Here is a 15,433-nt window from a genome sequence, read left to right on the forward strand (position 1 = left end):
AATGCTTTCAAAAATACGGAATTACTTTGCGTCCAAAACCAAGAGGGAAAAGGTTTTGCTTTTGGTCTTGGCATGGACTGCGCTTTTTATCTGGTTCTTTTCTCTTGTAAAAAACCAGTCTGCCGTAAGCGAAAAAACTCGCTCTTTAAACGCGCAGATAGAATCGGCGAATTTGACAATCGCCCAAAAGCCGAACGCCGAAAGCAAATTGGTCGAAGCCAGAGCCTTGATAGACGAAGCAAAGATTGTGAAAGATTTGCGCGTGGAAGTGGAAAAAATTTTAACAGCGGGCGGATTTTCCAATTTCAGCATGTCGTTTGCCCCCGATGCCTCGATGCCGAAGATGACTGTGCGCACCTTGAGCCTTTCTCTCCAGCGCGACACAATTTCGCATTTGATTGCTTTTGAGCAGGAAATTTTGAAGCGCGCGCCGTATATGTTCTTTAAGTCCGCGGAGTTTACCGCCGACAGCAAGGGGCAAATGTCGGCGCGGTATGAAATTTCATCTTTTGAATTTAAAAAATAGAATTATGAGAATATTAAAGACAGGTATTACGATTTTTTCAGCTTTATGTGCGTCGGTTTTGTGCGCCCAGAATGAACAGCAAAATAATTCTTCCGCGTCTGATGCGGCGTCTGCCGCGCAGGCGTCCGCCACTACCCAAGAGCAGGCGTCTTCACAAAATGCGCCTGCGCCTTCCGAACCCGCGCCTCAGCCTGCCGCGCAGGATGCGCAAAATGCAGGTGTTCCCTCAAATCCTCCGCAGGGGGTTGGTGGGCGTCCGCCGAGATTTCCGCGCCCTGACGGCGTGTCTCCGTTTGAAAGAAGATTTGCGCCTCCTTCTCCCGCGTCTTCGGCAACTCCTTCAAATCCTTCCGACCCGGCCAACAATTCAAACTTAAAAAGGGTTGATGCGCATGGCGAGATGCAGGGCCCTTTCTATTTTGTGGACGAATCTCCCTCGCAGATTTTGCAGGTTTTGGAAGCTTTGTCTAAAACCACGATTTTGCAGGCGCAGGGGCTCCCTAATGTCAAAATAAACTTTGTGTCGAAAAAGAAGATGATGCGCGAAGATGCAATCGCGGCGTTCAAGTCATTGCTTTCTCTAAACGGGGTCGCCGTTTTGCCGCTTGATGACGGAACGATGAGGGCAGTACCCGTTATCGGCGTCACGCGCCAGTCTCCCGAATTTTTGGTGGGCGACATTTCAAAAATGAAGCCTTCGCAGGTGTTTTACACGAGGCTTTTCGAGCTTGACTATGTTGAAGCTTCCGCCATACAGCCGAAATTAAAGCCGTTTTTGAGCGTTGACGGGACTGCCGTTGTGGAGGCGTTTCCGAGAAGCAACGCGATTTTAATTACCGACACTCTCGTAAATTTGCAGAGAGTTGATACTTTCTTGAAAAAGCTCGACGCTCCCGCTTCGCTGCGCGAAGACATAGCTTTTATTTCCATTAAAAACGTCAGCGCAAGCGACCTTCGCGAAAAGCTTGTGGCAATGCAAAACGACTTGCTTAAAAAGTATTTTGAAAACACCACTTTGGATGTCGATATGCGCACAAACCAGCTGATTGTCGTAACCCAAAAGGGCAATCTCGACGCGATAAAAAAATTTATAAACGGCTTGGATGTGGAAGCTGAGCCGATTTTAAAGAATGAAGTTTTCTACATCCGCCACTGCAAGGCAGAAGAAATAGAGACTGTTTTAAACAACATTGTGACAAAACAGCAGCAGCAGGTTGCAAAGGCGACCCAGTCCAAGCAAAACGCGGCAAATGCGGCAACTCGCAATGCCATACAGGCGGCGCAGGCCGCGCGCGCAAGGCAGGGCAACAACAATCGCGGCGGGGCAAATCAAAATGTGCAGGTTCCAAAAGTAAACCTTACTTCCGGCGATGGAAGCACGGGCTTGGAATTTAGCGAATATGTCCAGGTTGTAGCGCACAAGCCGAGTTCTTCCATTGTGGCTTACGGCACTCCCGCCGACTTGAAGCAGCTTAAAAGCATAATTGAAAAGCTCGATATTGCAATCGAGCAGGTAAAAATAGATGTAATCATTACGGAAGTAACCCTTTCCGATTCCCAAGTTTCGGGGTTAAGCACTTTCGGGCTTTCCTACAATCTTGAAGAAGACAGCGGCTTCGGAATGGCTGACAAGTTTTCGGCAACAACTTCGACTTTTTCAATGACGGACTCTTCTTCTCCCGCATTTTCGCTTGGAATGAACGAGAAGTCGTTTTCCATGGTATTCAATGTGGCAAGCCAGAACCAGAACGTAAAGGTTTTGTCAAGCCCCACCATTGTTACAACGCATGCGCAGGAGGCGGAAGTTAATGTTTCCGAAAAGTACCCGATTATAACGGGCACGACTTCCGACATATCCAACATTTCCACCACGCGCACGGAAGTAACCCAGGAAGACATCGGCATAAAGCTTGTTGTAACCCCCTATGTCGGAACCGACAACATGATTCAGCTTGAAGTAAAACAGAACGTCGATTCCATCGCAAGGTACGTTGAAATTGACGGCAACAACCAGCCTGTCGTAAGCACGCGGTATGCAAAGAGCTATGTCTCTGCAAAGAACGGCGAAGTCATTGTGCTTGCGGGCTTGCAGCATACCGAATCAACCAATATCGACGGAGGAGTATGGCTTTTGAGCGACATTCCTCTTATCGGCGAATTTTTCAAGCCCAAAAGCGATTCCATATCGCGCAGGGAGCTTATAATTTTCATACGCCCGACAATCATAAAAAGCGTCGGGGCGGAAAACGCCATCGCTATGGCAAACATCAAAAATTCTTCGGTTGAAAGTGAGCTTTCGTCATATTTGAAAGACGGTCGTTTCTATTCAAACGAAGAAATCAGGGCAAATTTTGAGGAGTTTGAGAAAAACCGCCCGTACAACAGGCTTTTCCGCGCTCCGCAAACTTTGATTACCGGCGAAAAACGCTTGGTTGAAGGCTCTTCCGACTATAAAAAAGCCCAAAAAATAGATGCGTCCGAGGAAAAATCCGAAAGCAAGGCGGAACTTCCAAAAGACGGGGAAAAAACCGAAAATCCGAAAGAGGAAAAAGCAGAATCAAATCCTGAAAAATAATTTTAAACTTTTTTAAACGTGAAAATTTCAAATAAAAAGAAGCATATATTGGCAGCCCTTATGGGGGCGTGCGGAATTTTTGCGTACTCCCAAGATGCGGGGCTTCCGCCTCAAAATGCAACTCCGCCGCAAGACATTGAAGCGAAAGCCGAAAACGCCGATTTTTCGCGCGCTGAAAATTCATCACTATCAAGGGAGCGGATAGAATATTTCCGCCAAAGGCGCGAAGCCCGCAGGGCGGCGAGGGAGGCATTTGAAAACGGAGAGGGCGATGAATCTTTCAGACACAGGTTTCCGAGAAGGCTTAACCGCCCCGATTTTTCTCGCCAAAATGCAACCGCTCCGTCTTCCTCGCCCGACGCGGTTTCAAATTCTCAAGGCGACGAGCAAAAAAATGTAAGTTTAGCGGCGGACGAAAACGAGCTCTTGCGCCTTTTGGCGTCAAAAAATCCGTTTGTTCCCGCAGGAAGCAACTCTGCCTCCCAAACTCCCGAAGGTGTGTCTTTAAAAAGCGCGGCGATGGTTGACGGCAAGTGGGCTTTCAGCGTTTCCGATAAAAGCGGAAAAACAATGTGGCTAGGAATAGGCGAGGAAATTGAAAACGCCCCGTGCAAAATTGATTCATTTGACGAAAGCGCGATGACGGCAAAGGCGACCGTTGCGGGCAGGCAGGTTGACCTTGCGCTTTCGGAGCGTTCTTCAAGCCCGTCTGCGGGAAGAGTTGAGCTTGTCGATGCCATAAAGCCGCGCCGAATGATTGCCCCCCACGAGCGCGCGAAAGTTTGGAGTCAGTATGCTACCGACGAGCAGCGCGAAGCCGCAAACCGCGTATGGCAGACGGCGAGGGCTCAGGGCAGAAACTATTTAAACCGCGAGGACAGGCGCAAGATTTTTGAAATTGAACGCTCCATTCAGATACCCGAAAACACGAACCAAGGCGGCGGACAGCCTCCCGCTCCTTCCCGTTAGGACAGATTTTTAAATGGTAAAAGACGACAAATTTTTTATAAAAAGCGTGCTTGAAAATTTGGGGTTGCAGCCCGATAGCGCGTTTATTGAGGAAATTTCAAACGCGGAGCGCGTCCAAAAGGCGGCTTTGATTGCGTCAAAAACCTCAAAGCTTGAAAGCGAAGTTGCAAGGGCTGTCGCAAAAGCCGCAAATCTCGAATATTTCGACGATTTTTCGCAGGTGTCGAAGCCTTCAAAAAACCTTTCGGTAAAACTTGTTTCGGAGTATTCGTGCCTTCCCGTTTCCGAGACGGAAGACACTTTTTTTCTCGCTTCCCCGTGGATTCCAAACGGCGAGATAAACAAGTGGATTTTTTCGATTTCGGGCAAATTTGCCGAGTGGAAAATATCCCCATCAACCGCGCTTTCCGAAAAAATAGCGGAGTATTTCGGCGTGGGTGCGGGAAGTTTGTCGGAAAAAGACATGTCTGAATTTGCCGCCGAGGCTGACGGCGAAATCGAAGAGGACGAAAACGCCGCAATCATCAAATTCGTAAATGAAATCATAACCCGCGCCATGGCGGACAGGGCGACCGACATCCACATCGAGCCACAGCGCGATTCGCTAAACATACGCTATCGAATAGACGGCAACCTTGTGCCTGTCCGCGTTCCTGACAATCTTTTGCGCTTTAAAGACTCCATAATTTCCCGCATAAAAATTATGGCGCGCCTTAATATTTCCGAAAAGCGCAGACCGCAGGACGGGCGCATAGGCTTTACGCTCAAATCGGGAGAGGACATCGATATAAGAATTTCATCGCTTCCCACGATGTACGGCGAAAGCGTTTCAATGCGCCTTTTGACAAAAAAGTCCCAGCCGATTTCCATTGCGGACTTGGGCTTTCTCCCCGACGACGCCGAAAAAATCAAGCGGCCTTTGGCACGCCCGCACGGAATTATTTTGGTGACAGGTCCGACCGGTTCGGGTAAATCAACAACGCTGACTGCGTTCATCCGCCGTTTGCGCTCGCCCGAAATCCGCATAATTACGGTTGAAGACCCTGTCGAATACGAAGTCGAGGGCGTCAACCAGACGCAGGTTCACCCTGAAATCGGGCTTACATTTTCATCCGTTTTGCGTTCTGTTCTCCGTCAAGACCCCGACGTGATTATGGTCGGCGAAATCCGCGACCGCGAAACTGCCGACATCGCAATCCGCGCGTCTTTGACGGGGCACTTGGTTTTGAGCACCCTGCACACAAACGACGCGGCAGGCGCGCTTACAAGGCTTATCGATATGGACATCGAGCCGTTTTTGATTGCTTCTTCCGTTGAGATGATTTTGGCGCAGAGGCTTGTGCGCAGGCTCTGTTCGTGCAAGGTTTTGGCAAATTACGATAAGAAGTATTTGCTAAGCTGCATGAATTCCCTGAAAATAGACGAATCAGAAATCGCGAATGCGGGCGGAATTTGCAAGGCGAACGGATGCCCGCGGTGCAGGGGTTTGGGCTACCACGGCAGAGTGGGAATTTTTGAAATCCTGCTTGCCACCGATGAAATTCACGAAGCGATACTTGCGCGCAAAACCGCGAGCGAAATACGCCAAATCGCACTTGCCCACGGAATGAGAACCTTGCAAAGGTGCGGTTGGGAGCTTTTAAAGGCGGGGCGGACAGGGCTTGAAGAAATCATGCACTACGCTTCCATAACCGATGAAAATGCGAAATAGCAATGCCCGACTTTGATTTTAAAATATCCTTTAACGGAAAAATCGAAAACGGGACGATAAACGCTCCCGACAGGAAAGCCGCGCTTTCAAAGCTTTTGGCGGAGGGAAAAACAGTCTTGTCGCTTAAATCTTCGGGGGAGGTTTTGCCGTCATCGAAAATATCCGATACAAAGGCGGTAAAAGGCGGGGAGAAGCTTGCGCTTGCTTTCTTCAAAAAAATGCGCCAGCTCTGCAAGGGCGGAATGCCGATTGCCGATGCTTTGAGGAGCTTGGCGCAGAGATCGCTCAATAAGAACATGCAGGCTCTTTCGCGCGATTTGTATAAGAACATAAGCGAAGGTTCCACGCTTTCTTCTGCGATGTCGGCGTATCCCGATTTGTTCGAGCCGTCCATAATACATCTTGCGGACGCAGGCGAAGCCACTGCCAACATAGTTCCGATTTTTGAGAACATAATAGACTATTTGGAAGGCAAAAGGGCGCTTAAAGCGAGCGTGAAGTCTGCGCTGATTTATCCGATTATTCTTTGCACGCTGGCTTCGGGCGTCGTTTTGTTATTTTTGTTCTACCTGATGCCGATGATTGAAAACATGATGGCGAATTTGGGCGGCGAACTGAATTTGGCGGTAAAAATACTGATGGCTTTCGGCGATTTTTTGATGTACGGGCTGCCTGCCGACATTGTGGTGTTTTTTATTCTTTGGATTGCAATTAACAGATGGCGCAAAACCGAAAGCGGGCGTTTGGAAACCGACAAAATTTTGCTAAAAACTCCTCTTATCGGAAAAATCTTATATAATTCCGATTTAAGCCGCTTTACGAATTTGATTGCAACTTTGTACGCTTCGGGCGTCAACACCACCGAAACATTGAAAATGGCGGAGCGCACCATAAACAATTCCTATTTGAGAATGCGTTTTCAGCAGTGCCGAATGGCGATAAACGACGGCGCGCCGGTCGCTCAGTCTTTCAGAAAGTACGAAATATTTGACGATGACGACATCGACATAATTTCAGTGGGCGAGCGCACGGGCAGCCTCATTGAATGCTTTTCCGAAATTCGAAAAATGCACATGGAAGCTCTTGACGTTTCAATAAAAGTGGCGACTTCCATTTTGACTGCGGTTGCGCTGATAACGGCGGTTTCGATTATTTTTCTTGTGGCATTAGGCATTGTATCTTCCGTTTTCGGACTGTCCCAGACTCTTTCCTAACGGCGCAAAAAAAGCCCGAAAGTATTTTTGCATTTGAATGCAGATGGAAAATTGCTTTTTGCAGTCCGTTTTTTTGTCAACGGCAAAGATGGATTAGCAAAAGTTTAATTTGTTTTTAATTGTAATATTCAAGCACTTGCGGGATTTTTTTGAAATTTGGCAACCGTATTGTTAATACGCATGTCAACAAAAATTTGTAAAATAAATGAATATAAAGGATTTCTTTCACTTTTTTTGAAAAATTTCAGTTGGGCTAAAAAATATAGCATAATTATAAACAGCATATTAACCTTAAAAACAGGCATGCGTATAAACAATACGCATTCTTTTTTTTAATTAAACTATAAAAATATTATGTTTATGCAATAAGCGATAATGTTGTCCCCTTTAAAATGGCTTTTGCGATGTCTTGTTCCTGTGTCATGGTATTTAGAATACTGTATGTTTTTTTTGAAATTAAGAAACTGATTATAAGTATATTACAAATCGTAAAATTTCATAAGCTTTAAAATTTGCGTTTTTTTATGTTAGCCCTTAGAAGTAAAAAACTTCAATTATATCAAAGATTTCCAAACCAAATTTGTATATTTTATTTGACATAAGTATTCTAAATATTGTATAGTTTTCTGCATATAAAACATGTAAAATTACAAACAACGCATTCAAATTTCATTCTATAAATTTTTCCGCGTGGTAAAACCCAACCCCTAACGGGAAACAGAATACAATGAGCTCAAAACATGAGAGAAATTTAAATATTGATGGCTTTGGCGAAAAAATAAATTCGTTTTTACCGAAAATTTCGTCACCGACATTTGTATTTGAAGGCATTTTTCGGAAGAATATCCACATGGGAGCTATTGATTTTATATGCTTATAATTGTTTAATAATATTTATGAAAAAATTAATCGCATTATTTCTGTCTTTTTGTTTCTTCCTTTTATCGCATGCGGAAGAAAGCAGCGTCTCAATTGTGGAGCGATTGTTGAAATATGGCGAAAATGGACAAGTGATGCTAACATACCAAGAGGACAAAACCGCAATAAAAACCATCTATATAACCGCGGTTGCGCCTATCAGCAATAATTATACAAGATTAAGGGCACAAAAAAAGGCGGAGCAGATTGCCCATGCTTATGCCGAACAAACTTTGATTAGGATATTAAATTCAAAAGTTAAATCAAGCTCAACGATGAAATCGGACATGACCGACAATGCCGCATACGCTTCGACCAAAATATCGTTGTCCGAAACAATATCTTCCGAGTCGAGTGCGATAATTGCGGGATTGATAAAAGTGGCGTCCGATCCCGACAGGGACGGCAGCTATGTCGCCATATATGTTTGGAACAATACAATTAATGCCGGATTAAAGGAGGTATCCTCATCAATGAAAGAAACATCAAAAGATTCGGTAGCCAAATAATTTTGCAAATTAAAATTAATACACAATCAATAAAGGAAAACCATGAAAAAAATAATTACAACCCTTATGCTAATGGCATCTTGCGCAGTTTTTGCGCAAACTCAAAACGCACCGCAAAGCGAAATTGTGTCAAATCTTTTGCAAAGAGGCGAAGCGGGGGCTTCAAGCTGGACTTTGGCGGAAGACGGTTCGCTGAAAAGCTTGTTTATTGTCGGAGTTGCCCCGTTAAACAAGGCATTGCCAAGCGCGTACGCGAAGAAAATGGCCGCCACGCAGGCAAGGCTTGACGCCGAAAACACGCTCTCAAAAACATTGAACACAATGTTCGAGGCAAAACAAAGCTCCAGCGGCGAAATGGTTGTATCAATTAAGGGCGAAGCCGCCGGCGACAGCCAAGGCGTCGGTTCTACTGAATCGTCTATGACAAGCCAAGTAACGGAAGAAATGAAAAGCGTTACAAAGAGCGCGCAAGCCGGCTTAATGCAGCTGGTAGTCGACCCCAACCGCGACGGTTCATATGTAGCGGTTTATGTATGGAATAGAAATATCACAAAGCAGCTTAAAGATGTTTCTAAAACTTCGGCCGAGGTTGCGCAGCAAAGCCTAAGCGACTATAAAGACACAAAGTCTATTGCAGATTCAATTGACAGCGGCGCCGATATGCCTGCGGCTTCTCCTGCTCCCGAAGCAAGCGTAGAAGCTCCAAAGAAGGCTTCTAAAACCGGAGCGTTTAAAGCAGTGGAAGGGAATTCGAATCAAAAAATAGTGCTCCCTGCCGGATTGTAATAAAATAGCGACCGCATTTTCGCAAATTCAAAAATGCGGAAAGCAAAAATGAAAAAGAGCCTTTTCATTGTTTTCATTATGCTCTGCTGCGTATTTTCATACGCATCAGAGTATAATTTTCGTCTCCCGGTTGAGGGAAATGTCTATTTGCAGGAAGGGGCGGATTCTTACATAGTAAAAATTTTATTGAAAAGAACAAAAACCTTTTCCCCCGCCCAAAACAAGCAGGTTGATTATTCCCATTCGGAAGTTATTTTAAACAAGGCATTGGCAGCACATTTAAAAGTCCAAAAAGGTTATGGCGTGTCTTATTCGGGCAGAAAGCTGCTGAACACTGCGCAAGACGGCAATTCCAATGCGGTTTTTGTATACGAGATACCAAAAGGCCAGATTGCAGTGCAAAAATTGCCGGAAGAATTTTTCGGCGGCGAAAACGCGCCAAAGATAAAATCCGTTAGGGATATGCATTTGATGGGGTATTTTTTGCGCTACAAAAGCGACGTTATCGCGCTAATTAATTCGTATCAAGACTCATTATTTGATATAATTGACAAGTTGGACACCAACAACGTGTCGTTTATCTCGCTTGAATTTAAAAAAGTTTACAAAGAGGCCGCTGAAAGCTTTGACGAGGAAAAATTAAAGCATAAATATAACAGCGACCCAAAACTAATGATTTCCGACGTGAAAACTCTCATGAATTTATCGCGGGACGCTTCTAAAAATTTTAAGACAATAAACGCCATATTTGAAAAACAATGTAAAATTGTGGCGATTCCGTTTTCCGATTCGAACGAAAAAGAAGTAATGAATTTATTAAAACAAGTAGAAGAATTGAAAAAAAACCTGATAGAAATAAAAGATTAGCAGCATGAAAAACACAATAAAATATATTATTGCCATATTATTCCTGGTTTCTACCGGGATTGCGGCTTTTGCGCAAGGCAAGAAATCTGTTGCCATATTCGTGAGAAACGACAGTACAAAATACGCGGAGTTGCTCGACGCCAACAAGAAAAATTTGGAAAATATTTTGGCGTCCTACCTAAATAATTCGGGCTTTGGCGTAATCAGCCAAGATTTGGTACTGAGAAATTTGAACGCGTATTTGGGGAACGACAAAACCAAATATAAAGACGAAGCCAAACGGCTCAAAGATTCCATTACGTCCAATAGACAGCCCGATATTGCGCTTTTTGAAAATGCGTCGGGCTTGCGCCTCGCGGAAATGATAGGCGCAGACTACATTATGGCGGTTTCAATTTCAAACGCAGGGCAGACGACAAAGAAATCCAGCCTGTACGGTGTCCAAACGGAGAATCAAATATACACGCTGCGCTGCAATTACAGCTTGTGCGAAGCCGGAATGGGCGTCGGCACTTCCGGCAAATCCGTCAAAAGCGAAAAGATGCTAAGAACCACGTCCGATATGTCCGTTGAAAATGCCGAAGACCTTTTCAGCGAGCTGCTGGAGGACTGCGCCTCGCAAATGTACGAAGCGATGGTTGCAGATCTTGACAATAAAAAGATTATTGAAAAAGTCGACGCAAGCGTTGATGTAATTTTTGAGGTAAAAGTGACCGCCGCCCGCTTCCCGCAGGTCTTTCAAGACGCCGACGGTTCGTATTCTTTCGAAGAGAGCATTGTCCCGCTTGAGCTGATGACAATCAACGCGGATATCGACGGCGTAAGCTATACCACAAACACAGGAACAATTAAGCTGTCGAAAGGCATACACTACTTGAAGATTACCCACAAGGATCTTCTTCCCATTGAAAAAACCATTAACGTTACGGGGAAGCAAGGGCAGAAGTTCGTTTACGAAGGCATTTTGACCGAAGAGGCAAAAATCCGCATAAAAGCCGATATGGAATGGATGCAGTCATTGCTCGAAAAGCACAAAAAAATCGCGCACCAAGATAAGCTCAGGGAAATTGACATCGAAAGGCAGCGCACCCTTGCAAGGGGCGAAGCGGCCAATGTCGACATCAATGTAAAAAAAGCCGAAGTGGAAATCTCCCGCATGCAAGCTGAAATAGACATCGAAAAAAGCAAAGCAAAAGCTGAAATCAACCGGGTTAATATCCAGTCGCAAATCGAGTCAAAAATGGCCGACGCTGAAATCAACCGAATAAATTCAGATATTCGCAACAACGAAAAAATGACAGACGCCAATGCCCGTACCATGGATGCGGAAAACAGCATCAACAAAAAAATGGTGGAAGCCTATGCTGAAAGATCCGCAGCGGAGGGCCGCGCAGCCATAATTAATGCCAATGCCAATCTCGCTGAAGCCAAAGGCTTTGAAGCGGCGGGCCGCGCGGAAGAGAATATGTCCGAAGCTGAGCTCATTAAAGCCAAGAGCATATATGAAACTTTAAAACAATATGGTTATAAAATCAAAGCTAGCATAAATATCGAATAATATGAAACACACATCTATATGCCTACTGGCAATAATGACGTCATTAACTGCATTTGCCGCCCCCGAGACGGTGGCAAAGAAGACAAGCATTGCCGTCACGAAAGTTGTTGTCACAAAATCTCTGGAGAATTCGCTGAAGGCGAAAGGGGGCGCGGAGTCATTGAGCAGAGTGGTTGAATCCATGAATTCAAATTTATCGTCGGCATTTTTGTCCACAAGAAAGTTTGATGTCCTGACCCGCACCGATTTAGACGCTCTCGTAGCGGAGCAACAATTTGGCGAGTCTGGCAATGTAGACTCCAAAACAGCCCCCCAAGCCGGCAAATTCAAGGGGGCGCAATATATTGTGACGGTTGCCATTGACGACTACAAGGACTATATGCGCAAGCGCAATTTCGGCACGCTCAATAAAATAACTGAAACGCGCATTATTAGATTTGGCGCCGTGGCAAATCTTATCGACGCCACGACCGGCAGCATAAAAGAGTCCACAAACTTCATAATTTCAAACGAAGGCCGCGCGGAAGAGGATTCAAGAGCCGACACTAGCAGCGGCGATTTGACCGATTCTGTTATCGCAACCCTTACAAGGTCAATGTGTAATAATATCGCGTTTAAAATATCCGATATAATCTATCCCGCAAAAATCATCGGGAAAACAGGAAAAACAATCATGTTTAACCGCGCCGCGGATTCCGGCGTAAAACTCGGAGACGTTTACGAAGTATTTGCCCTGGGCGAAGTAATGATTGATCCGGATACCGGCGAAACATTGGGCTCCGAAGAAACACTTATCGGCACAATAAAAGTTATAAGTGTCCTGCCTAAATTCTCAAAAGGCGTCATTGTCGGGGAGGATAACGGCATTGAAAAAGGCCAAGTTTTACGTCTCAAAGAAAACCCCAAGCCGGAGAAGTCGGACACACAAGACGAAGAAGAACTTTAAACTTAACAGGCAAAGAAGCAATAGAAAGAAACGAATATGAAAAAAGTAAAATTATTTGCATTGTCGCTAGTGACGATGACTATGTTTGGCTGTGCAACTCACAAAAGCGAAACGGAAGACATTAGAAAAGCATGGGTAGTTGGGAACACGACACAGGCTCAAAAATTAGTTGACGAAATCGTCCCCGACAAGCTTGATTCAGGGGATGAAGTTATTTGGCTGCTGGAACAGGGGTCTATTACCCGCGCTAATAAAGACATCGCAAATAGCACAAAATCTTTAGATAAGGCTTACAATAAAATCAAAAAATACGAAGAGGATGCAAAGTTCAAACTTGGCGAAGAAACAGCCGCGTTTTTGCTAAACCAGTCGTACATCTCATATAAAGGATACAATTACGACAAAATAATGCTCTCCATATACCAATCTCTGAATTTTATTGAAGCAAAAGATTTTGAAAGGGCTAAAGTCGAGCTTAGACGCCTGCAGGATTTCCAAACTGAAGCCAAAAGAGTAAATCTTAAAAGAATTGAAGATTCGGCGCAGGCTATAGAAGAAGGGAAAAAGAAAAATAAAAACGCAAATTACAATTTAACGCCCCTGCTTCAGCAAGCGAGCACAAAAAACACCTTGTCAAAATATTACGGGGATCGCTACATGGCCGATCCGAAGAAATCGATTCAAGAAGCGGCGAACATCTATGCAAACCCCTTTGGCTATTGGCTCTACGGCGTTTCTTTGATGGCCACAGGCGATAAAGACGACCAAAAAATGGCTGCCGACTCTTTCAGAATTTGCGCAGAAATGCTCGGAGGCAAATCGTCGGTGCTTAATTCCGACTCAGAAGAAGGAAAGGCGGTTCAAGATGGCGTACAAGAAAATTTCGGGAATGTCACTTATGTGGTATTTGAAACAGGTGTCGCCCCTTTGCGCAAACAATTCCGCTTGGATTTGCCGCTGTGGTTAATCAAAAAAGATTTGCCGCACGTCGCAGTAAACTTCCCATATCTTGAAAAGCAGGCCAACTTTAAGGAAAGTGTAAAAGTTGTCGCCGCCGGCGCGCCACTGACTTTCGACCTCGTCTCGAACATGGATGACATCATTGAGGAAGAATTTTATATTGAACTTCCAATGGTCATTACCAAAACAATGCTCAGCGCCGCCGCAAAAGCGACAGCCCAATATTTTGCAGCGCAATCGGCAGGCAAATATGGAATGATTGTAAATACTGTAGGGGCAATATCCCAAACTTTGACAAACGATGCAGATTTGAGAACATGGACTACACTTCCCAAACAAATAAAAATTGCAAAAGTTAAAACGCCAGCAGACGGCAAGATTACAATCGATAATGTTCCCTACTCGGTAAAGACCTCTGGCATAAACATTGTCCATGTAAAATCTATGTCAAAAGATGGCGCAAATCTCGTAAAAATTATAGATTTTAAATGCAAATAAGAATCAAAAATGAAAAAAATATTATTTATCCCTCTGATAGGAATCCTATCTTTTTTGACAGCATGCTCGACAGTAAATACTGTCGAGCGCGCAAGCTCTAGCGCAAATACTCAGTATGTTAACGACAAGCGCGTCATTACCGACGGAAGCTTGAATGACTACGCGTACGTCGCGGCTGTTAATGAAACAAAAGTGGGCGAATTGCTCATGGTTCAAGCTAAAATTGTAAATTCCACCTCGTCCTTCCGCCAAATAAACTACAAGTTTGAGTGGATAGACAAAAACGGGATGGCAGTGCCGTCGGCAAATTCCGCATGGATGAAGCTAATATTGGAAGGCGGCGAAGCGCAGTTCATTTCGGCAGTCGCGCCAAACATAAATGTTTGCGATTTTACCCTTAAATTGTTACCAAATAAATAAATATAAGCTATATGAAAATAAAATTAATTAATTGGATATCATTGCCTATTGCCGCCATAATGATGGGATGCGCAAGCGGTAATGCAACATATATTCAGTCTGGCGGGGCAGATTCAATTGTTTCGACCCGTAAAATTAATATTGCCGATTGGAATAACGCCGCCGTAAAATTAACAAATAATATGCTCGCATCGGGCGTGCTTGACAACTTGAATTTGAAGCAGCCGATTAAGATGATGGTCAGCAATGTTAAAAACAAGACATCGGAAGTCATAGACACAACCATGCTTACCAACAAGATTATAATGGATCTTACAAATTCAGGCAAGGTTCTCGTAATTAAAGACGACAAAGCCACGCAGGAATTGCTGGAATATGAATCAGAAAGAACAGGCAAAAAGATTGGCATGGCTAAAATTACGCTGACTGGATCGATTTCGGAAGACCGCGAAGTTAATTCAAGCGCAAGGGAAGTTACTTATACTTTCATCATGGAGCTTAATATGAATGGTACTTCAAGGTGGATTGGACAGGAACAAATCTCTAAGCAATCCAGCAGAAGCACGTTTGGGTTCTAATTAGGTCATGAAGTCTTTTTTGCTTATAGCTTCGCTTATATCGCTGGCGTTCCTAACCGGCTGCAAAAGTTCTGGATGGAACTGGGGGGCTTTCTCTGAATTTTTCACTCCGGGCGTTCATGCCGATTCTAGCGTGAGAACTTGGGATGAAACAGGGAACCCCCATGTAAAAGAGGTAAAAAATGATCCGGCATTTTTATACGATAGTGAGGCAAAACGGGTGCAGATGTAAAAACGCAACTAAACTGGCTATTGAGACAACAAGAGTTCTCCAAACATGGGGAATTCTTTTTATCGCCTAAAAAAGCCGCGGCTTTTGCATGTGGTACCCTAAACCTACGTCGGCAATATTCATCTTAAAAATTTCAAATTAAAAAAGGGCAGAATATCAGCGAAGA

General features: G+C 44.5%; 13 protein-coding genes. All 13 read left to right on the forward strand.

What is annotated here, in order from left to right; translation table 11 throughout:
• The first annotated feature begins 1 nt into the window (after window position 1).
• The 13 genes from MOX91_RS01620 (at window position 2) to MOX91_RS01680 (ending at window position 15,035) form a co-directional block, all read left to right on the forward strand.
• Window positions 2–526, forward strand: a complete 525-nt coding sequence (locus MOX91_RS01620) for a hypothetical protein (protein ID WP_370396330.1) — start codon at window positions 2–4, stop codon at window positions 524–526.
• A gap of 4 nt (window positions 527–530) precedes the next feature.
• Window positions 531–3,101 (forward strand): secretin GspD/PilQ domain-containing protein, encoded by a 2,571-nt coding sequence (locus tag MOX91_RS01625; protein ID WP_370396331.1) that lies wholly within the window; start codon window positions 531–533, stop codon window positions 3,099–3,101.
• 18 nt (window positions 3,102–3,119) lie between these two features.
• The gene (locus tag MOX91_RS01630) at window positions 3,120–4,070 is read left to right on the forward strand and encodes a hypothetical protein (protein WP_370396332.1); all 951 of its coding nucleotides are present in this window, start codon (window positions 3,120–3,122) and stop codon (window positions 4,068–4,070) included.
• Window positions 4,071–4,083: 13 nt separating this feature from the next.
• A complete protein-coding gene (locus tag MOX91_RS01635) occupies window positions 4,084–5,781 on the forward strand; it encodes a GspE/PulE family protein (protein WP_370396333.1) in 1,698 nt (565 codons plus the stop codon).
• Between the two features lie 2 nt (window positions 5,782–5,783).
• Window positions 5,784–6,995, forward strand: coding sequence for a type II secretion system F family protein (locus tag MOX91_RS01640; protein WP_370396334.1), 1,212 nt, complete (start codon window positions 5,784–5,786; stop codon window positions 6,993–6,995).
• A gap of 1,013 nt (window positions 6,996–8,008) precedes the next feature.
• Entirely contained in the window at window positions 8,009–8,422 is a 414-nt protein-coding gene (locus MOX91_RS01645; protein WP_370396335.1) for a hypothetical protein, read from the forward strand.
• 42 nt (window positions 8,423–8,464) lie between these two features.
• Window positions 8,465–9,208, forward strand: a complete 744-nt coding sequence (locus MOX91_RS01650) for a hypothetical protein (RefSeq protein WP_370396336.1) — start codon at window positions 8,465–8,467, stop codon at window positions 9,206–9,208.
• Between the two features lie 48 nt (window positions 9,209–9,256).
• Window positions 9,257–10,075 (forward strand): hypothetical protein, encoded by an 819-nt coding sequence (locus MOX91_RS01655; RefSeq protein WP_370396337.1) that lies wholly within the window; start codon window positions 9,257–9,259, stop codon window positions 10,073–10,075.
• Window positions 10,076–10,079: 4 nt separating this feature from the next.
• On the forward strand, window positions 10,080–11,633 hold the full coding sequence (locus tag MOX91_RS01660; RefSeq protein WP_370396338.1) for a flotillin family protein: 1,554 nt from the start codon (window positions 10,080–10,082) through the stop codon (window positions 11,631–11,633).
• Between the two features lies 1 nt (window position 11,634).
• On the forward strand, window positions 11,635–12,579 hold the full coding sequence (locus MOX91_RS01665) for a CsgG/HfaB family protein (RefSeq protein WP_370396339.1): 945 nt from the start codon (window positions 11,635–11,637) through the stop codon (window positions 12,577–12,579).
• A gap of 36 nt (window positions 12,580–12,615) precedes the next feature.
• A complete protein-coding gene (locus MOX91_RS01670) occupies window positions 12,616–14,037 on the forward strand; it encodes a COG3014 family protein (protein ID WP_370396340.1) in 1,422 nt (473 codons plus the stop codon).
• A gap of 9 nt (window positions 14,038–14,046) precedes the next feature.
• Window positions 14,047–14,457, forward strand: a complete 411-nt coding sequence (locus MOX91_RS01675; protein WP_370396341.1) for a YcfL family putative periplasmic lipoprotein — start codon at window positions 14,047–14,049, stop codon at window positions 14,455–14,457.
• A 62-nt stretch (window positions 14,458–14,519) separates the two neighbouring features.
• Window positions 14,520–15,035: an LpoB-related protein gene (locus tag MOX91_RS01680; protein ID WP_370396364.1), complete on the forward strand. Its 516-nt coding sequence runs from the start codon at window positions 14,520–14,522 to the stop codon at window positions 15,033–15,035.
• The last annotated feature ends 398 nt before the right edge of the window (window positions 15,036–15,433 follow it).

The organism is Intestinicryptomonas porci (assembly GCF_033971905.1).
Lineage (GTDB): Bacteria > Verrucomicrobiota > Verrucomicrobiia > Opitutales > Intestinicryptomonadaceae > Intestinicryptomonas > Intestinicryptomonas porci.